The following is an 18,075-nucleotide window of genomic DNA, read 5'->3' as shown; positions in this document are numbered from 1 at the left end:
TGATGCAACGAGCTACCAAAATTATTGCCACGCTGGGGCCGGCGTCCGAGAAGCCCGAGGTCTTGCGCGACATGATTCGTGCGGGACTCAATGTGGTTCGTCTTAATTTCTCACATGGAACCGTTGCCGATCATCAGGCACGTTATGACCTGGTGCGTCAGATATCTAAAGAGCTCGATCGTGAAGTGGGCATCATGGCTGATTTACAGGGCCCGAAGATTCGGGTGGGCAAGTTTGCCAATGGAAAAGTTATTCTTCAAGAGGGCGCCCGCTTCATCCTCGATGTCAACTGCGAGCTTGGCAATGAAGAGCGCGTGGGGTTGGACTATAAAAATCTACCGAACGATGTTCAAGCGGGTGATAGACTTTTGCTCAATGACGGTTTGATTGTTTTGGTGGTCGACCTAGTGAAGGGCGGAGAAATTTACACCCGCGTGGAGAGTGGTGGTCCCTTATCCAACAACAAAGGTATTAATCGTGCTGGCGGTGGCTTAACAGCACCCGCCCTCACTGAGAAAGATATTGCTGATCTGGATGCCGCGATTTCCATGGGAATCGATTTCTTGGCGATTAGTTTTCCTAAAGATGGGGCCGATATGGCTTACGCCCGCAAGTTAGCAGATACAGCAAGTGCGAAGCATGGTAAAGGCAAAGTACGCTTGATTGCTAAAGTTGAGCGAGCTGAAGCGATTGTTACCGAAGCCTTGCAAAGCATTATTGATGAGAGCGACGGCATCATGGTGGCGCGTGGTGATTTGGCGATTGAAGTTGGTAATCCAGCCGTGCCTGCATTGCAAAAGCGTATGATTCGGATGGCCTTAGACGCCAATAAATTTACGATCACTGCAACCCAAATGATGGAGTCGATGATTAGTGCTCCAGTGCCTACTCGCGCTGAGGTGAGCGACGTGGCGAATGCAGTGTTAGATGGTACTGATGCGGTGATGCTCTCAGCAGAATCAGCAACTGGTCAGTTTCCAGTGAAAACCATTGAGCAGATGGCCGCCATTTGCATCGAAGCAGAGAAGTCTGAAGTAGTCCACCTAGACACGGACTTCTTAGACCAGCGCTTTGAACGGATTGATCAAGCAATTGCCCTTGGCGCACTCTTCACAGCTCATCATCTTAACGCCACAGCGATTGCAGCCTTAACCGACTCTGGCTCAACGCCGATTTGGATGAGTCGACATAACATTCGGGTACCCATATTTGCCTTAACTAGTCGTGTGGAAACCCAGCGCGCCTTAAGCACGTATCGTAATGTCAGACCTTTTAGTATTGGTAAAGGAGCTGATCGAGAGGCTGCTTTACTTCAGGTTGAAGAGCGCTTAAAGAAGTTAGGGGTTGTGAAGTCAGGTGACACGATTGTTTTAACAATTGGTGAGCCTATGGATCAGCCTGGTGGCACCAATACTCTCAAAATTATTAAAGTTCGTTAATCATGAATGCCTTACACACCACTTCGATTTCCTCGCTGCCATTAGTGTCGCGAGGTAAGGTGCGCGATGTTTACGCGATTGATCAGGATCGTTTATTAATGATTACAACTGATCGTATTTCTGCGTTCGATGTGGTGATGCAAGAAGCTATTCCTGAGAAGGGTGTTGTGCTCAATCAAATGAGTAATTTTTGGTTTTCTCATTTGGCCCATGTCATTCCGAATCACTTGACCGGTATTGACCCCACCAGTGTGGTGAATGCTGCTGAAGCAGATCAAGTGCGCGGTCGCGCGGTAGTTGCGAAGCGCTTAAAACCCATTTTGGTTGAGGCCGTTGTTAGAGGCTATTTGGCAGGCAGTGGTTGGAAAGACTATCAAGAGACCGGTTCTGTTTGTGGAATTACGCTACCAAGTGGTATGCAAAATGCGCAAGCACTACCGGAGCCTATTTTTACTCCTGCTGCTAAAGCGGAGATGGGTCACCACGACGAAAACATTTCTTATGCAGAGGTTGAACAACGCATTGGGGTTGAGTTAGCTAAAAAAATTAAAGATACCAGTATTCAGTTGTATACCGAAGCGGCAGACTACGCGCGTCGGCGCGGAATCATCATTGCGGATACAAAATTTGAGTTTGGATTAGATGCTGCAGGACAGCTGGTATTAATGGATGAGATCCTAACGGCCGACTCTTCGCGGTTTTGGCCCGCAGACACCTATCAGGTCGGATCCAATCCACCCTCATTTGATAAGCAATTTTTACGCGATTGGCTCGAGTCTGTCAGGATTGAAGATAAGCCTTGGAACAAGACGGCACCCGCCCCCCATTTACCCGATGAGATTATTCGTAAAACCGCTGAGAAATACCGTGAGGCCTGGCAACGCCTAACCCAGTGATGGGTGCCTAGACCCCAATAAAGACTGCGATAATACAACTTTGAGATTCTTGGAGTATTCATGACGAGTCCGGTCATCGTAGGCGTGGTAATGGGATCCAATTCCGATTGGGATACGATGCAGCACGCAGTCCAGATGCTTGAGCATTTTGGGATTGCCTATGAAAAACAAGTGCTGTCTGCCCATCGCATGCCCGATGAAATGTTTGCCTACGCTGAATCTGCGCAGGGGCGGGGTTTGAGAGCCATTATTGCTGGGGCAGGCGGGGCGGCTCATTTGCCAGGAATGTTGGCATCTAAAACGATTGTGCCGGTATGGGGAGTTCCCGTTCCTAGCAAGTATTTACGAGGAGAGGATTCCTTGTATTCGATCGCGCAGATGCCCAAAGGTATTCCAGTAGCAACGTTTGCGATTGGCGAGGCAGGCGCAGCAAATGCAGCCTTGCATATCGTTGGCATGCTAGCGCATTCGGATCCGGAGCTAGCAAAAAAATTGCATGCGTTTCGTGCGGAGCAAACTCAAGCTGCCCGCGCAATGAAGTTGCCTTAAGTTACCCAATCCAAACGCATAATGAGTTCATCGCATAGTACTAATTTGAAACATCAATCCGCAATTCTTCCGCCGGCATGGCTTGGTATTTTGGGTGGCGGTCAATTAGGACGCATGTTTGTGCACGAGGCTCAATCGCTGGGCTATAAGGTTTGTGTTTTGGATCCTGACCCCTTGAGCCCTGGAGGCGCTGTTGCGGAGAAGCATCTTTGCGCCAATTATGACGATGTAAGCGCATTGAAAGAAATGGCAGCACTTTGTGCGACCATTAGTACCGAGTTTGAGAACGTTCCTGCAAAGACCTTGGACTATTTTGAAGAACAAGGGATTTTTGTTGCTCCTCGCGGTGCTTGTGTTTCAATTGCGCAAGACCGAATTGAGGAAAAGCAGTTTTTAGAACAATGCCAACGCCTCTCTGGGATTGGCCCAGCTCCTCATGCAGTGATTCGTTCAGAAAGTGATCTTGCACAGCTGCCAGCTCATTTGTTTCCAGGGATCTTAAAGACATCGCGCTTGGGTTATGACGGCAAAGGACAGGTCACTGTTCATCAACATCATGATTTAGCGAAGGCTTGGCATGAATTAGGTCGCGTGGCTTGCGTACTTGAAAAACGGATGCCACTGGCATTTGAAGTTTCAGCATTGGTGGTACGCGGTCACGATGGACAATCTGTTGCGTATCCGATTTCGGAGAATGTTCATCGAAACGGGATTTTGCATACTAGTACCGTTCCATCTCCATCCCTTCCAGTGGGTTTAGTTCCCAAAATCATTCGCGCTAGTCAGTTGATTGCAGAAGAAATGGGCTATGTCGGCGTTTTGTGTGTCGAGTACTTTGTGTTGGCAGATCAAACCGTGATCGCGAACGAGATTGCGCCAAGGCCCCATAATTCAGGGCACTACACCATGGACGCTTGTGTAACTAGTCAGTTTGAGCAACAAGTGCGAGCCATGGCTCGTCTACCCTTAGGGGATGTACGTTTGCTGACCAATGTCTCCATGCTCAATATTTTGGGGGATGCGTGGTTTGGTTCTGGGACAATGCAAGAGCCTGCCTGGAATCGAGTGCTCGATCATCCCAGTGCTAAATTGCATTTATATGGCAAAGCAAGCCCCAAGCCTGGTCGCAAAATGGGTCATATCAATTGCTTAGGTCATACCATTGAGGAAGCAAAGCAAGCGTGTGCGGAAGTTGCCACTCATTTGGGGATTGATCCTTAAATTTGGTAATGACCAAGCCGAATTCGTCCTTAATCGATTGTGCTCTTGATGCAATTCGGACCGGTAAACTTGTAGCTATTCCTACCGAGACCGTATATGGTTTAGGTGCTGATGCGAGTAATCGCGATGCAATCCAAAAAATTTACCAACTCAAGAGAAGACCTACCGATCATCCTTTGATTGTTCATGTTCAGGCGCCACCAAGCGGCAGCAAAGATCTTGAACAAGAGTGGCTGACTATCCTAAGCCCCTGGACTCGTCATATTCCAGAGAGCGCACTGATTTTGATCAAGCACTTTTGGCCGGGACCTCTAACCTTGGTCTTTGAAAAAAGTAAATCGGTTTTGGATTCTGTCACCGGAGGACAGGCCACCGTGGCGATTCGCTCACCGGCTCATCCATTGACCCAAGAGCTATTGCAGCGTTTCGGGGGCGGCATTGCCGCACCGTCGGCTAATCGTTATGGGCGCATCTCACCAACTTCGGCTGCCGACGTTGAGGCTGAGTTTCCAAATAATCCGGATTTATTAATTTTGGATGGCGGTCCTTGTGAGCATGGGATTGAGTCAACCATTTTGGATGTCTCTGGCGAAGGGCCACCCAAATTACTTCGTCCAGGATCAATTAGCCCATCCATGATTAAGGCAAGCACCGGAATTGATGTGGTGAGTCGCGGAAATGCTGTAAACCAGCCCCGAGTATCTGGCACCCATCTGGCTCATTACGCACCCCATACAGCTCTGTATTTGTATTCAGCTTCTGACCTAGCATCGCAACTGGATTCCTTGATTCATGAGCTACCTAAAGCCAAATTTGCACTACTCTTCTGGGAGCAGGAGCACTCACCCTATGAGACTGAGCTCAAAGCCTATCTCAACAATCTAACATTCATAGCAATAGCGATGGATCCGGCTTTACTTGCAAAGCAACTCTATCGCCTCTTAAGAGATCTTGATCAAGGCCAATACCAAGGTATTTTGATCCCAAGCCCTCCAAAGACTGAGGCGTGGGATGCAGTTCGTGATCGGCTTCAGCGCGCATCTTTTGGATCTGGGCCGTCCTCCAATAACCATGTAAGCAATTGATCGTGAACCTCTTGGCCTCGATTGGCTTTGGGATCATTGATGAACGAGGTCACTACATAGATCCGACCTGATTTGCTATAGACATAACCCGAGATAGTACGAACATTGTTTAGAGAGCCTGTTTTGATGCGGGCCTCTGGCTTTTTCTTGAGGTGTAAAAATTTACGCAGTTGAGTAATCAAGCGGTTTCGCATAGTTCCCTCGGATCCTGCGGCCGGCAAGGTAGCGGCAAAGGTCTCAGCAATCGGTAGGTTTTGAGCTGAAATCAAGAGGCTATTCAGGTTGCGCGCAGAGATCGCTTCATTGCGGGATAGGCCTGAACCATTCTCAATCACGAGCTCTGGAAAATTCAATCCGCGCTGGTTCAGCCAAGCTTGGACCACACCTTTTGCTGATTCAATATCAGCAGGTTTACCAATTTTTTCAAGGGCTAGAGTTAAAAAAACCTGTCGAGCCATCACATTGTTTGAGAACTTATTAATATCCTCGGAGGCTTCCAAAAGACTTAAGCCTTCAATACTTAGAAGAGGGCGAGCATACACGGGCACTGATCCTGCTTGACCGCGAGGCGGTCGAACCCAAAGTCCCCCAGCTTCTTCCCATGCCGCAGTAAATCCGAGGGTTAGAAAGGTATCCGGATCAAACTTCACCACATTGAATGTAATCCCGCGACAGTTCTGAGGTAGTTCGCCAGTAAAAATAGCTTGCCACTGGATTGTCGATTTATTCTTTACTTGAGAGTTTGCAATCTCCAATGGGTTGGGAAGCATTTCAAGGCGGAGATTACGCTTTGCCCCATCGCATGGAGCCGAGCTCATCAAAATGTCGTTTTGGACCGAGAGTCTGGCTAACTTCGGGGTATAACTAATCTGAAAGCCGTCACCATTCTTATTCGGATTAATCTGAAAAGAGAGGGTGCGAAAGGCATACAACAAAGGATCTGGCGGAACGTTATAGGCACGTAAGATTTCGCCATCAATCGTGACCTCTTCCATCACTTGCTTGGCGTACGCGCTTCGGTCAAAAACCAAATCACCATCAATTCGTTGGATGCCAAGAGCGCGCAATTGTTTCGTTAAGCGATCAAGCTCTTCTGGGATCCATTTGGGATCACCATGACCCACAAAATAGATGTTGCCTTTTAGGATCCCATTTTTGATCGCACCATCGGTGAAGAGTTCAGTTTTCCATCGGTACTTTGGCCCCAAGATATCGAGCGCAACCAGGGTAGTGAGTAATTTAATGGTGGAGGCTGGGTTCATTGCTACTTCATCACGCCAGTTCAAGATCGTGCGTGAACCAGGTTTTGGATTGGCTGCCGATGGAATTTCGCTAACCGCAATACTGATCGAATCTTTTGGGATACCACTTCGTTTAATTGCCTGCTCAACCCCGCTGGGAAGCGAGGATTGAGCCACAGCAGCTTGACCAAGAAAAGCAGTGAGGCAAGTAAGCGTTAGTACTAACCCTAGAATTCGGGTTAAAAAAATATAACTTAGCGGACTAAAGTTCATAAATCCCATTATTTTTTTACTTTGTCTAAAAGTATTTACAGATTTTCTGCATATCTTTGCTAGGATAAACGTGGAGATCCAGTTTAGCCAAATAATGGCAATTCGCTTCTCGATAAATAACTCCCAATTAAAGGAAAAAGATCATGACAAAAGCAGACTTAGTGGATGTGATTGCAGATGGGGCGGATTTAAGTAAAACCAAAGCGGAGGAGGTGCTTAATTTAGCTCTCGATGCGATCAAGGCGAGTGTTGCTAAAGGCAATACGATGCAATTGGTGGGGTTTGGGAGTTTTTCCTTAGGTTCGCGCGCAGCCCGCATGGGGCGCAACCCAAAGACCGGTGAGGCGATAAAGATTGCAGCGTCAAAAACGGTCAAATTTTCTGCAGGCAAGTCCTTTAAAGATGCGGTGAATAAACGCTAGCCCTGATGCTAAAAGACCTAGATTAGCGGATGAGCTCGTTTGGATTAACCAGGCGCATTGATCTGTTTGTCTAGGCGATGATTGCTAGCGGTAAGACTTTCTTGGAATGATTGCTGTAGTGCCTTCAGCTCAGCATCTGATTTTTCTAAATGAACGCATTGATCATAGAGTAATTGATCTTCGCTGAGTAATGAGCCCCCCTTGATTTTATGAATCAAGCTCATGAGCGAGCTACGATCAATTTTCCCCTGAAGAGTCTCTAGCGTTTCAAGTTGAACTTTATAAACCTCCTCCAGAATCAAGTGATTCATCTGTAGAGAGGTATCTGAAGATTTAATGGGTGTTTTTGTGGGGCGGGAATGTAACTGTTTCAGTAATTCAGACTCAAGGCATTCTAGGCGGATTGGTTTAATCAGAACACCATTCATACCGGATTGCATGAGTTTGTCCTGTGAAGTCTGAGCATAGATATCGGCTGTAATGCCAATAATCACAATATCGCGATAACCCATCGAGCGAATCATGCGAGCCAAATCCGTACCATGTATTCCGGGCATTGAGTGATCCGTGAGAATCACGTCATAGACATCCTCATGAAGGCATTCAAGGGCTTCCCTAGCGTTAGCACATTGGTCAACATGAACACCAAGGCTTTGTAATTGCAAATAAAGGATTTGTCGGCTAGCGGGATGATCTTCGACAATCAGCGCCCTGCTGTTTTTAAGCAAAGGATGGCCTGCTGAATTCAGAGAGCGTTGAACATTCTCAATCGGGTGACAAGTTCTAGAAAATGCCATGACAAAATGAATGCTTGTTCCCAAACTGGGCGCACTCTCAATGATTAATTGGCTCTGCATCAGCTCAATGAGATGATTGGTGATGCTCAGCCCAAGCCCGGTGCCCGAGCCAGACTCGCTGTTCGTTGAGGGGTGAGAACGAATTTGCTCAAAAGGCATCTTTACCCGGTCAATATCCTGTTTGGCCATGCCAATACCTTGGTCAATTACCCGAAACTCCAATAATTGGCCTGCATGGTCATTAGCCAATATCCGAACTTCAAAAAACACGAGACCTTGCTCTGTAAATTTAATGGCATTACTGAGGAGATTGTGAAGAATTTGACGAATCCGTAGGGGATCGAGCAGTAATACATCGGCAATATTAGGATCAATAAAGCTGGCAAGGTGAAGGCCTTTATTCTTCGCATACCCAAAGAAAGTTTGATTAATTTCAGAGAGTATTTGCTTTAAATCAACAGGCTCATGCTCGACGGTAAATTTTCCCGCTTCAATTTTGGCCATGTCGAGTACTTGATTGAGCATTCCCAATAAAGAGGCTGCCGACGTGTGGGCACTTTGCAATAACTCGCGTTGATGTGGGTTCAATGAACTATTCTTCAGCAATAGTTCCTGGGCGCCAATGACCGCATTCATCGGTGTACGAATTTCATGACTAACGGTAGCCAAGAATGCGGATTTAGCATCGCTCGCATCTTTAGCCTCTTGAGCAATGTTTAATAGGTCGGATTCCGTTCGGAATTGCCTCTTACGTTGCCAAATATGGTGCCCAATCAGAAATGCAATCAATGCAAAGGAGCCGGCGATGCCAAACCAGAGCCAATTTGCCAGATATCCCGATCGATTTGGCGCTAAGGATGGAATCGCTAATAGCTCACCCATGAAGATGGGATCTGCTTCATGTAATGATTTTTGCACAATCGAGTGCAGGATGCGATCTTGTTCTGCAATCAGCCATCGATAAGCAAATGGCTTGTGGCCTAAAGGCCGAATTTGTATGTTTTGAAGATTGAGCTGTTCGCTAAGATATAGCGCCAAGCGCAGTGGCATCACTGCAAAGTGTGCCTCTCCAGTTAATAGCTCTTGAGCGATTAATTCTAGTGAATTGATAAGGCGCGCTTGATTCGTTGGTCCTGTAAAGTCATAGCCACGATCAAAAAAGACGGTCTTTTCAACCTTGGGATTTAATGAAGACGTGATATTCGATTGCGTTGCCATCATCACATCTTGTCCCCAAAAGATTGGCTCTGTAAGTCGGCCAGGAACTGCCGATTCCAGTTTCCGATTGGGATCAATTACAAGACTTACTTCGCCATTACGAACTTGATGAATGCCAGCCTCATCAGAACTGCGCCACTTTGGTGAAAATTCGAGGCCTGAACAATCTTTTAACTTTGATAGTAGTTTGGGATAAATGCCGCTATCCCAGTAGGGGCGATACTTCTCATGAATGCTAAATTGAACGATTGGATGGGCTTTGATCCATTCTTGTTCCGCTAGGGTAAATTGGGGAAAGCCTCCTTGAGCGTGAGCGCATTGGAAGCAAAGCGCGATGCTTAGGCTAAATACCCAGCCAAATAAGGAATGCATCGCGCTATGCCCCAATCCTAGCCCTCAATGATGTGGTTGTTGCGACAAAAGAGAACCAGATCAGCGATATTGGAGATCCCTAACTTATCAAATAAACGATGTTTGTAGGTTGCAACTGTTTTGCTGCTGATATTGAGGTGGTCCGATATTTCTGCATTGGATTTCCCTTTGCCAAGGTATTTCATGACCTGTAATTCTCGGTCAGAAATAGATGCCATTTTCTCGCTATCCGATAGGGCCGCATGGCCATTACGCCCCGTTGAGAAGAAGGTATAGCCTTGTGAAACGGCAACGCAGGCTGCCAAAATAATATTGGCGCTAGCTGTTTTGTTCACAAAGCCATGGGCACCCAAAGAGCGTACTCGTCCTCCATATACCTGCTCATCAAGGCTCGATAGGATTAGGATACGAATGTTGGGGTAAGAGATCCCAATTTTTCGGATGACATCAAAGCCATCGGTTTTGGGCATATCCAAATCCAAAATCACAATATCGGGTTGGACATTTTTTAAAACACTGAGGCACTCTTCACCGCTTTGGGCTTGAGCCACCACCTCAAATGGCACTTGGTTCAACAGCATGGACTTCAACGCCATCAACATGGCCGGATGATCATCAATCAACATCACTTTATTACGCATTACAGGTCTCCTTGTGGTTAAAGTTATTTTGATGTTTGAATGGAAAAAAGTGCCTTACCAATGCGACTATCTTGAATATGAATAATTTGATGTCGATTGACGGGTGAGAGCATTAGACTGCCGTAGCAATAATCGATGCCCAGTTGATAGGCAAGTTCGTTATCGCGGACAAAAGTCACGTTACTAAAATAGGTTTTGCAGGACCACTTCTTAAATAGGTGGATTTGATCAATTAACTGAGTGCCGCTCGAAGAGTTTGTCTCACGGATGTGCGACGCATCGAAATGAACGGCTTCAAACTGAAACTGGCTAATTAATTTGATGGTATTCGGGTTTCCATCAAACTGAAGGGCATGGAATAGCACTCCCAATCGCCTGAGCTTTGTGATGGCAGCGCTTAATTCGCTATCGATCGCTTGGTGATTTGTAAAGCCAATATTAATCAGACCAATGGGCAGCCTTGAATTTAAAATCAGATCGCATAGCCCATCAAGGCATGATGCAATCTTTAGATTGGATACATTGATTGGAAGAATGAGGGGGATGATGCGATTGCTGCATTGCCAGTAATGAATAGCATCAATCCCTTCCATGCAAAAGCGCAAAACCTCGGATGAGCTTGCTGTTAATAGGGGCCGAAATAAAACCCCCTTTAGGGCACTTCCCGAGCGATTGAAGATGGGTTCAAAATCAATTCCCCGATACGTAAGTTCATCAACGGAGTTTCTGGGTAGGCGATGAGTAAATTCTTCTTTATCTTTTGGGCTTTCCCAATATGGCCGCTCAATGTCACGCAATTCACGGAAGGGCTTGTTCTTCCATGCCATCACCAAGTTATAAAGCCGTGATTTAGGGCTCATGCTTTTCTCCAATCGAATATCAACGAGTCTATGCATGCCAACTGTTTTAAGTAAGGGCATAAAGATGATTTATATGTAGGAAATTTCCTACGGCTGCCTGACCATGTAATGCATCATCCAAAACCCATATTGGCGTTGAGGGAGCAGGCTCTTGAAAACGGCGAATGAACACCTATATAATCAGCACTCACTACACTAGAGTGCTAATAATGATTATAAATTATTTCATCTAATTGAAAATATTTATATAAATCATATAGTTAGCTTTAAGTGCAGAGATTATGAGGCAATAAATTTTATTAGTTAATATTTACTAACATAGGAGAGGGAATGAATCTACGTCCTTTACACGATCGCGTGATTATTAAGCGCTTAGATCAAGAAACAAAAACCGCCTCTGGAATCGTGATTCCAGATAACGCAGCAGAAAAGCCTGATCAGGGCGAGGTATTGGCCGTTGGCCCCGGCAAGCGGGATGACAGTGGCAAATTAAATGCCCCCGATGTCAAAGTTGGCGATCGCGTTCTATTTGGAAAGTATGCAGGTCAGACCGTAAAAGTTGATGGCGACGAGCTTCTTGTCATGCGCGAAGAAGACATCATGGCCGTTGTTCAGAAGTAATTAGGCAACTAGAAAGGAATTTAATCATGGCAGCAAAAGATGTAGTGTTTGGCGATAACGCCCGTGTCAAGATGGTTGAGGGTGTCAACATCCTTGCAAATGCAGTTAAGGTAACTCTTGGACCCAAAGGCCGTAATGTGGTGATCGAGCGCTCCTTTGGTGGCCCAACCATCACCAAAGACGGTGTGTCAGTGGCTAAAGAGATTGAGCTCAAAGACAAGCTCCAGAATATGGGTGCTCAGATGGTGAAGGAAGTTGCTTCGAAGACCGCCGATATCGCGGGTGACGGCACGACAACTGCAACTGTACTAGCTCAGTCAATCGTTCGTGAAGGTATGAAATACGTAGTTGCTGGTCACAATCCCATGGATCTCAAGCGCGGTATTGATAAAGCGGTAACTGCTGCGATTGAAGAACTCAAAAAAATCAGCAAACCTTGCACTACCACCAAAGAAATTGCACAAGTTGGTTCAATTTCAGCCAATAGCGATGAGAGCATTGGTAAGCGTATTGCTGAAGCGATGGAGAAAGTTGGTAAAGAGGGTGTGATTACCGTTGAAGATGGTAAGTCTCTAGAAGACGAGTTAGAAGTAGTAGAGGGTATGCAGTTTGACCGTGGCTACTTGTCCCCATACTTCATTAATCAACCTGAGAAGCAAACTGCTGTATTGGAGAACCCTTATATTCTCTTGTTTGATAAGAAGATCAGCAATATCCGTGATCTTTTGCCAGTTCTCGAGCAAGTTGCTAAGTCAGGTCGTCCATTGATGATTGTTGCTGAAGATGTTGAGGGTGAAGCCTTGGCAACCTTGGTAGTAAATAACATTCGTGGCATCTTAAAGACCTGCGCTGTGAAGGCTCCTGGTTTTGGTGATCGTCGTAAAGCGATGTTGGAAGATATTGCAATCTTGACCGGTGGTCAAGTGATTGCTGAGGAAGTCGGCCTAACCCTGGAAAAGACCACTCTTGAGCATCTTGGACAAGCCAAGCGTGTTGAGATTGGCAAAGAGAACACTACCATTATTGATGGTGCAGGCGATGCGAAATCGATCGAAGCCCGCGTTAAGAATATTCGGGTGCAGATCGACGAAGCCACCAGCGACTATGACCGTGAGAAATTACAAGAGCGTGTCGCTAAATTGGCTGGTGGTGTTGCTGTGATCCGTGTCGGTGCCGCAACCGAAGTAGAAATGAAAGAGAAGAAAGCGCGCGTTGATGATGCATTGCATGCAACCCGTGCAGCGGTTGAAGAGGGCATTGTTCCAGGCGGTGGCGTTGCATTGATTCGTGCGAAGCAAGGCATTGCTGGACTCAAGGGTGATAATCCCGATCAAAACGCTGGTATTAGCATTGTGTTGCGTGCGATGGAAGAGCCATTGCGCATCATCGTTTCCAATGCGGGTGATGAGGCTAGCGTGGTAGTGAATTCAGTTGCCGCTGGTAAAGGTAATCATGGTTACAACGCTGCCACGGGCGAGTATGGTGACTTAGTTGCTCAAGGTGTGATTGATCCAACCAAGGTAACCAAAACCGCATTAGTAAACGCTGCATCCGTTGCTGCGTTATTGCTAACCACTGACTGCGCAATTGCAGAGTCTCCAAAAGAGGAAGCTGCTGGCGGCGGTATGCCAGGCGGCATGGGCGGCATGGGCGGTATGGGTGGTATGGACGGAATGATGTAATTAAGACTTCGGTCCAAACGAAAGGGCAGCCTAGGCTGCCCTTTTTATTTTCTTAAACTTTAGATTTGTTTAACTCATAATTCCAATTTGCCATGGAACAAACTCATGATCCCCTAAGCCAAGCAGCTCACTCTTTGTTTTTTCGCCAGATGCGATACGTAAAAAGAGTTCAAAAATGTGTTGACCCATTTCTTGCACGGAAACAGTGCCATCTAAAATTTCACCACAGTTGATATCCATATCATCTTGAAGTCGCATAAACATCGGGGTATTGGTAGCTAATTTAATGCAGGGTGCAGGCTTTGAGCCAAACATCGAGCCACGACCAGTTGTAAAGGCAATCAAATTTGCTCCCCCGGCAATTTGTCCAGTCGCAGAAACTGGATCAAAACCTGGTGTATCCATGAAGACAAAACCTTTACTTTTAACTGGTTCAGCATATTTATAAACATCCATTAATGGGCCTGTGCCACCCTTCATCGAGGAACCAAGTGATTTTTCAAAAATATTTGCCAGCCCACCTACTTGATTACCGGGGCTAACATTTCCATTAATTTGAACATCACGATTAACTGAGTATTCATCTTTCCACCAGCGGATCCTCTCAATTAACTTTTTCCCAACCTCTTCTGATGCTGCTCTTCGGGTTAGGGTGTGTTCCACACCATAAATTTCTGGAGTTTCAGATAGGACACCGGTCCCTCCATGACGTACTAATAAATCAACCGCCGCGCCTAATGCGGGGTTTGCAGTGATAGATGAAAACCCATCCGACCCTCCGCATTGCAAGCCTACACATAGGTGACTGGCCGATACAGTTGATCTTTTATATAAATTAGCCTCTGGTAATAGTTTTTTGACTGCTTCAATTCCAGCCTCAATGGTCTTTCGGGTGCCACCTTCTTCTTGCATGATGAATGTATGTAAACGCGAGTTCGGATTAAGACCTTCTTGCTCCAGGAGACCTTTTAGTTGGTTGCGTTCACAGCCCAGACCAATGATTAGAGCTGCCGCAAGGTTTGGATGGCGTGCATAACCTGCCATCGTCCTTCTTAAGAGCTGCATTGGCTCACCAGTCATTTCCATTCCGCAACCAATGGAGTGTGAGAAAGCAACTACCCCGTCAATATTTGGATAGTTAGCCAATCGCTCAGCAGTAAAGTATTCTGCAATTTTTTTGACAACGGTAGCGGAACAATTTACTGTCGATAGGATGCCAATATAGTTACGAGTTGCTACCATGCCATCTTCGCGAATAATTCCCTGAAAGGTGGCTCTTTGTTCGGTTGGAATATAGTCAACGGGTTTGTATTCACTTGAATAGGCATAGTCCCTATCAAATTCACGAAACTCAGTATTGTGGGAATGCACCATCGAGCCAACCTCGATATCTGTTCTTGCAAATCCAACAATGACGTTGTATTTAAAAATTGGGTCACCCTTTAAAATTTTTCGTGAAGCAATTTTGTAACCAGCGGGAACTTGGCTTCGTATTGTGAAGTGCTCTTCAGGAACGCTCATTCCGATAGAGGCATCAATCCGTGCCACAACGACATTGTCATTGGGGTGCAGGCGAATTACTGGCCCAATTATTTTTTTATTTGTAAGTTCAATCATGTTGTTATTTCTTCAGTGCCAAACTTTAATCCGCAGTTGCACCAGATTTTTTTACAATCGGCGCCCATTTTGCAATTTCTGACTTTATATAGTCACCAAGCTGATCTGGAGTGCTTGTAACAACATCAAATCCTTTCGAATTAAGTTGAGACTTAATTTCGGGGTTATTAAGCACTGAAATTAGACTGGTGTTTAGCTTGCTTATGATGTCTTTTGGAGTGCCTGCAGGTGCGACCATTGCATAGACCAACTCAACCTCAAATTTAGGTAGCGTTTCAGAAATTGCTGGAATTTCAGGAGCATTAGGAGATCGCTTAAGACTGGTTACGCCAATTGCAGTTAACTTACCAGTTTTAACATACGGAAGCGCTGCGGGAGTGCCGACCATTGCAGTTTGTATTTGCCCGCCTAAAACATCGGTAAGTGCGGGTGCGGCACCTTTATAAGGAACGTGAACTAAATTGACCCCCGCCTGAACGTTAAACAGTTCGCCACCAAGATGCAATGGAGTTCCAGTACCTGAAGAGCCGAAATTAACTTTACCCGGATTCGCTTTTGCGTATGCGATTAACTCAGTCACATTTTTGACTGGAACCCCAGGATTGGCTACTAACATTAGGGAGGAAGAGGCAACCAACGATATGGGTGCAAAATCTTTAATAGTGTTGTAAGGCAGCTTTTTGTAGAGCGATTCATTAATCGCCTGTGTGCCAACCATCATTAGAAAAAGTGTATAGCCATCCGCTTTTGATTTGGATACAAGATCCGCTGCAAGATTTGTTCCCGCACCAGGCTTATTATCAATAATGATTGGCTGACCAAGGGTCTCGCCCAATTTTTGACTGAAGCCTCTTGCTAAAACATCAGATGGACCACCTGCAGCAAATGGAATGATTAGTTTAATTGGTTGATTTGGATAAGATTGAGCCTGTGACGTTGATGAAAAAAATACGCCGATCGCAGATAATGCCAAAATAAAATTACGCATACTGATCTCCTGTGAATAATTATTTATAAAAATGCCAATGAAAATTGCTCATGCCCGGATATATCCCCTATCTATACCATTAAGTGATCCAATCAAAATGTCCGGGGAAACAGTTTTTGATGCCAAAACAGTAGTTTTACAACTCGTTGATGAAAAGGGGTATTCGGGATGGGGGGAGGCATCAGTTGCGCCCCTCATGACCGGAGAGACTCTAGATAGTTTATTGGCTAATCTTCGGTATCTCGTGCAAAAGGTTCGAGGGATAAGCTGGGAGGACCCACGAAATTTAACGGCTGAGCTTAATAAGGTCTTGTATGGGAATTCATCCGCTAAGTCCTGTTTGCAAATGGCACTTCTAGACATATATACACAAAAAGAGAATGTCGTTTTATGGAAATTCTTGAGGACGCTTTTTAAAAAAAACGACTTAGATAAACCATTGCCTATCCCAATACTCCGGATGCTTGGGGGAAGTATTGAAAAAGAGCAAATGGATGCCGAATCCTTGCGTCGACAGGGATATCGACATTGGAAGATAAAGGTCGGCTTGCTACCCTTGGAGCAGGATATCAAACGTGTCGAAACGTTGTTAAATTTATTGGGGGAAGATACTGTCTCAGTCGATGCAAACGGCGCTATGAATATAGAGGATGCAATACGTTTTACACAATCAGATAAGGTTGGGCGATTAGCATTTGCTGAACAATTAATTACTAGCAATTCATCTACATTTGATTTTTGTCGTCTTAAAAATGAATCAAAAATTGCAATTGGATTGGACGAGTCAATCCATGGACTTCGTGAAGTCGAACAATTTATTGAGTTAAAGGCATTTGATGGGGCAAGCCTTAAATTAATCAAGACAGGCGGATTGATTGAGGCAATGGAGTGCGCCTTGATGTTAGAAAATAATAACTTAAAGATTAACTTGGCTTGTAAGGTTGCAGAAACATCAATTAGTGCCGCAGCAACTGCTGCAATAGGATTTGCTTTAGGGCGGCTTCCTTGGGGATATAGCATGTCAAATCAGTACCTGAGCTTTGATGTATGCAAAGTACCACTGGTCGCAGAAAATGGATTGCTAGATAGTTCGAAATTAAATGCGCCTGGAATAGGAATTGATCCAGACATTATGCTTTTGAAATCAGCAATCGCCAAAGAGTACTCTGTCATTTCATGTTGAGAACATCAAAAGCAGCTTTGAGTCTCTTCCCATACGAATCCATTACCTCTTTTATTTCAGGTGCACCCCATTTCCTGAATCCCTCACCAGCCTTCATCCCTGTTTTGCCCTGATTCATTAAGGTTTGTAAGGTTTTTGGTAACGAATCAATATTAGATAGCGAAGGATAAATTTCTTTGGCGGCATTTGCCATTCCATCCCAACCTGATATTTCTTTTTGCGTCATTGGGCCAACAGCAGCGTAGCGAAATCCAAAGCTAAATCGAACGGCATCATCGATATCCTCAGGGGTTGCAATGCCCGAGTCCACCAGTGATAATGCTTCTCTCATAAGAGCATGTTGAATACGGTTTGCTAGAAATCCCGGGATATCTTTTTTGACTAGAACAGGCTTTTTCTTGATATCGCGATATAGCGTAACGACTTGCTGAGCCATTTTTTCGTCCGAGCGCTCACCTAAGACAATTTCGACTAAGGGCACAATTTCTGCCGGCATAAAGTAGTGTGCACCAAACATGCGATTCGCAGTTTTTAAGCCTTTGCTTATTTTTGTTATTGGAAAGCCTGAACTATTGCTGCCAATTGGGATGTGCTCAGGGACAAGGTGGTCAAGCTTTTTGAAGAGCTCCTGTTTGATGAACAGATCTTCAGTAATTGTTTCTACGACCCATTGAGACTGACCCCATTGGTTCCAATCATCCAGCTTCTCTGAGGATTGAAGATTTTTGATAGCCCCCATGGATTGACCATCGTAATTGCCAGAAAAGCCAATTTTTTGGCTTAATTCCAACGCTTTTTGTAAGCAAGAGTCTGCTTTTTCTTTGCTACGACCCAAAATGATGACAGGTACGCTTTGTGAAATGAATCCTGCCGCAATTCCTGAGGCCATTGTCCCTGTGCCAATTACAACAATACTTTTCATGTGTTTCCAATACTTATACGTATAAGTTGTGATAAAAGATGTAAATCA

The 18,075-nt window shown here is 45.4% G+C and carries 16 protein-coding genes; 9 read left to right on the top strand and 7 right to left on the bottom strand.

All coding sequences use genetic code 11. The annotated features are described in order from the left end of the window. Nucleotides 1-2: 2 nt before the first annotated feature. The 5 genes from pyk to QUE60_RS07720 are packed head-to-tail and all read left to right on the top strand — an operon-like array spanning nt 3 to nt 5,190. Complete coding sequence (gene pyk, locus QUE60_RS07740) at nt 3-1,439, top strand: pyruvate kinase (protein WP_286226632.1); 1,437 nt, start codon at nt 3-5, stop codon at nt 1,437-1,439. Next, a complete protein-coding gene (locus QUE60_RS07735; RefSeq protein WP_286227510.1) occupies nt 1,439-2,335 on the top strand; it encodes a phosphoribosylaminoimidazolesuccinocarboxamide synthase in 897 nt (298 codons plus the stop codon). Before pyk ends, QUE60_RS07735 begins: the two co-directional genes overlap by 1 nt. Nucleotides 2,336-2,395: 60 nt before the next feature. Beyond that, nucleotides 2,396-2,884 (top strand): 5-(carboxyamino)imidazole ribonucleotide mutase, encoded by a 489-nt coding sequence (gene purE / locus QUE60_RS07730; protein ID WP_286226631.1) that lies wholly within the window; start codon nt 2,396-2,398, stop codon nt 2,882-2,884. Nucleotides 2,885-2,905: 21 nt separating this feature from the next. Continuing rightward, a complete protein-coding gene (locus QUE60_RS07725) occupies nt 2,906-4,105 on the top strand; it encodes a 5-(carboxyamino)imidazole ribonucleotide synthase (RefSeq protein WP_286226630.1) in 1,200 nt (399 codons plus the stop codon). Nucleotides 4,106-4,113: 8 nt separating this feature from the next. Next, complete coding sequence (locus QUE60_RS07720) at nt 4,114-5,190, top strand: L-threonylcarbamoyladenylate synthase (protein WP_286226629.1); 1,077 nt, start codon at nt 4,114-4,116, stop codon at nt 5,188-5,190. Here the strand turns inward: QUE60_RS07720 and dacB are convergent. Further along, nucleotides 5,136-6,704, bottom strand: coding sequence for a D-alanyl-D-alanine carboxypeptidase/D-alanyl-D-alanine endopeptidase (gene dacB / locus QUE60_RS07715; RefSeq protein ID WP_286226628.1), 1,569 nt, complete (start codon nt 6,702-6,704; stop codon nt 5,136-5,138). The genes QUE60_RS07720 and dacB overlap by 55 nt on opposite strands. 143 nt (nt 6,705-6,847) lie before the next feature. Between dacB and QUE60_RS07710 the strand changes: the two genes are divergently transcribed. Further along, a complete protein-coding gene (locus QUE60_RS07710) occupies nt 6,848-7,126 on the top strand; it encodes an HU family DNA-binding protein (protein WP_108509010.1) in 279 nt (92 codons plus the stop codon). A gap of 44 nt (nt 7,127-7,170) precedes the next feature. Here the strand turns inward: QUE60_RS07710 and QUE60_RS07705 are convergent, their stop codons facing one another. The 3 genes from QUE60_RS07705 to QUE60_RS07695 are packed head-to-tail and all read right to left on the bottom strand — an operon-like array spanning nt 7,171 to nt 11,014. Next, on the bottom strand, nt 7,171-9,513 hold the full coding sequence (locus QUE60_RS07705; protein WP_286226627.1) for an ATP-binding protein: 2,343 nt from the start codon (nt 9,511-9,513) through the stop codon (nt 7,171-7,173). A gap of 17 nt (nt 9,514-9,530) precedes the next feature. Next, nucleotides 9,531-10,154 carry a response regulator transcription factor gene (locus QUE60_RS07700; RefSeq protein WP_108509008.1) on the bottom strand — a complete coding sequence of 208 codons (624 nt, stop codon included), beginning with the start codon at nt 10,152-10,154 and terminating at the stop codon, nt 9,531-9,533. A 23-nt stretch (nt 10,155-10,177) separates the two neighbouring features. After that, on the bottom strand, nt 10,178-11,014 hold the full coding sequence (locus QUE60_RS07695) for a diguanylate phosphodiesterase (RefSeq protein ID WP_286226626.1): 837 nt from the start codon (nt 11,012-11,014) through the stop codon (nt 10,178-10,180). Nucleotides 11,015-11,344: 330 nt separating this feature from the next. Between QUE60_RS07695 and groES the strand changes: the two genes are divergently transcribed. Together groES and groL are read left to right on the top strand one after the other, a co-directional pair. Then, nucleotides 11,345-11,635: a co-chaperone GroES gene (gene groES, locus QUE60_RS07690; protein WP_108509006.1), complete on the top strand. Its 291-nt coding sequence runs from the start codon at nt 11,345-11,347 to the stop codon at nt 11,633-11,635. A gap of 26 nt (nt 11,636-11,661) precedes the next feature. Continuing rightward, nucleotides 11,662-13,317, top strand: coding sequence for a chaperonin GroEL (groL, locus tag QUE60_RS07685; protein WP_286226625.1), 1,656 nt, complete (start codon nt 11,662-11,664; stop codon nt 13,315-13,317). A gap of 69 nt (nt 13,318-13,386) precedes the next feature. Here groL and QUE60_RS07680 read toward each other — a convergent pair whose 3' ends face one another. Next, the gene (locus tag QUE60_RS07680) at nt 13,387-14,934 is read right to left on the bottom strand and encodes a UxaA family hydrolase (RefSeq protein ID WP_286226624.1); all 1,548 of its coding nucleotides are present in this window, start codon (nt 14,932-14,934) and stop codon (nt 13,387-13,389) included. Between the two features lie 25 nt (nt 14,935-14,959). Further along, nucleotides 14,960-15,922, bottom strand: a complete 963-nt coding sequence (locus QUE60_RS07675) for a Bug family tripartite tricarboxylate transporter substrate binding protein (RefSeq protein WP_286226623.1) — start codon at nt 15,920-15,922, stop codon at nt 14,960-14,962. Nucleotides 15,923-15,953: 31 nt separating this feature from the next. Between QUE60_RS07675 and QUE60_RS07670 the strand changes: the two genes are divergently transcribed. Beyond that, entirely contained in the window at nt 15,954-17,105 is a 1,152-nt protein-coding gene (locus tag QUE60_RS07670) for a mandelate racemase/muconate lactonizing enzyme family protein (protein ID WP_286226622.1), read from the top strand. Here the strand turns inward: QUE60_RS07670 and QUE60_RS07665 are convergent. After that, the gene (locus QUE60_RS07665; protein WP_286226620.1) at nt 17,092-18,027 is read right to left on the bottom strand and encodes a 3-hydroxyacyl-CoA dehydrogenase family protein; all 936 of its coding nucleotides are present in this window, start codon (nt 18,025-18,027) and stop codon (nt 17,092-17,094) included. The two genes, QUE60_RS07670 and QUE60_RS07665, sit on opposite strands and share 14 nt — an antisense overlap. Between the last annotated feature and the right edge of the window lie 48 nt (nt 18,028-18,075).

The sequence above is a fragment of the Polynucleobacter sp. HIN11 genome (genome assembly GCF_030297675.1).
In the GTDB taxonomy this organism is placed as follows: domain Bacteria; phylum Pseudomonadota; class Gammaproteobacteria; order Burkholderiales; family Burkholderiaceae; genus Polynucleobacter.
Note: the sequence above shows the minus strand (reverse complement) of the source record. Positions and strands in the feature narration are given on the sequence as shown.

Coding starts and splice junctions, on each gene's coding strand:
- QUE60_RS07695 (WP_286226626.1), bottom strand. CDS start 11,014: ATGAGCCCTAAATCACGGCTTTATAACTTGGTGATGGCATGGAAGAAC.
- groL (WP_286226625.1), top strand. CDS start 11,662: ATGGCAGCAAAAGATGTAGTGTTTGGCGATAACGCCCGTGTCAAGATG.
- QUE60_RS07670 (WP_286226622.1), top strand. CDS start 15,954: ATGCCAATGAAAATTGCTCATGCCCGGATATATCCCCTATCTATACCA.
- QUE60_RS07705 (WP_286226627.1), bottom strand. CDS start 9,513: ATGCATTCCTTATTTGGCTGGGTATTTAGCCTAAGCATCGCGCTTTGC.
- purE (WP_286226631.1), top strand. CDS start 2,396: ATGACGAGTCCGGTCATCGTAGGCGTGGTAATGGGATCCAATTCCGAT.
- dacB (WP_286226628.1), bottom strand. CDS start 6,704: ATGAACTTTAGTCCGCTAAGTTATATTTTTTTAACCCGAATTCTAGGG.
- QUE60_RS07665 (WP_286226620.1), bottom strand. CDS start 18,027: ATGAAAAGTATTGTTGTAATTGGCACAGGGACAATGGCCTCAGGAATT.
- QUE60_RS07675 (WP_286226623.1), bottom strand. CDS start 15,922: ATGCGTAATTTTATTTTGGCATTATCTGCGATCGGCGTATTTTTTTCA.
- groES (WP_108509006.1), top strand. CDS start 11,345: ATGAATCTACGTCCTTTACACGATCGCGTGATTATTAAGCGCTTAGAT.
- QUE60_RS07720 (WP_286226629.1), top strand. CDS start 4,114: ATGACCAAGCCGAATTCGTCCTTAATCGATTGTGCTCTTGATGCAATT.
- QUE60_RS07725 (WP_286226630.1), top strand. CDS start 2,906: ATGAGTTCATCGCATAGTACTAATTTGAAACATCAATCCGCAATTCTT.
- QUE60_RS07700 (WP_108509008.1), bottom strand. CDS start 10,154: ATGCGTAATAAAGTGATGTTGATTGATGATCATCCGGCCATGTTGATG.
- pyk (WP_286226632.1), top strand. CDS start 3: ATGCAACGAGCTACCAAAATTATTGCCACGCTGGGGCCGGCGTCCGAG.
- QUE60_RS07680 (WP_286226624.1), bottom strand. CDS start 14,934: ATGATTGAACTTACAAATAAAAAAATAATTGGGCCAGTAATTCGCCTG.
- QUE60_RS07710 (WP_108509010.1), top strand. CDS start 6,848: ATGACAAAAGCAGACTTAGTGGATGTGATTGCAGATGGGGCGGATTTA.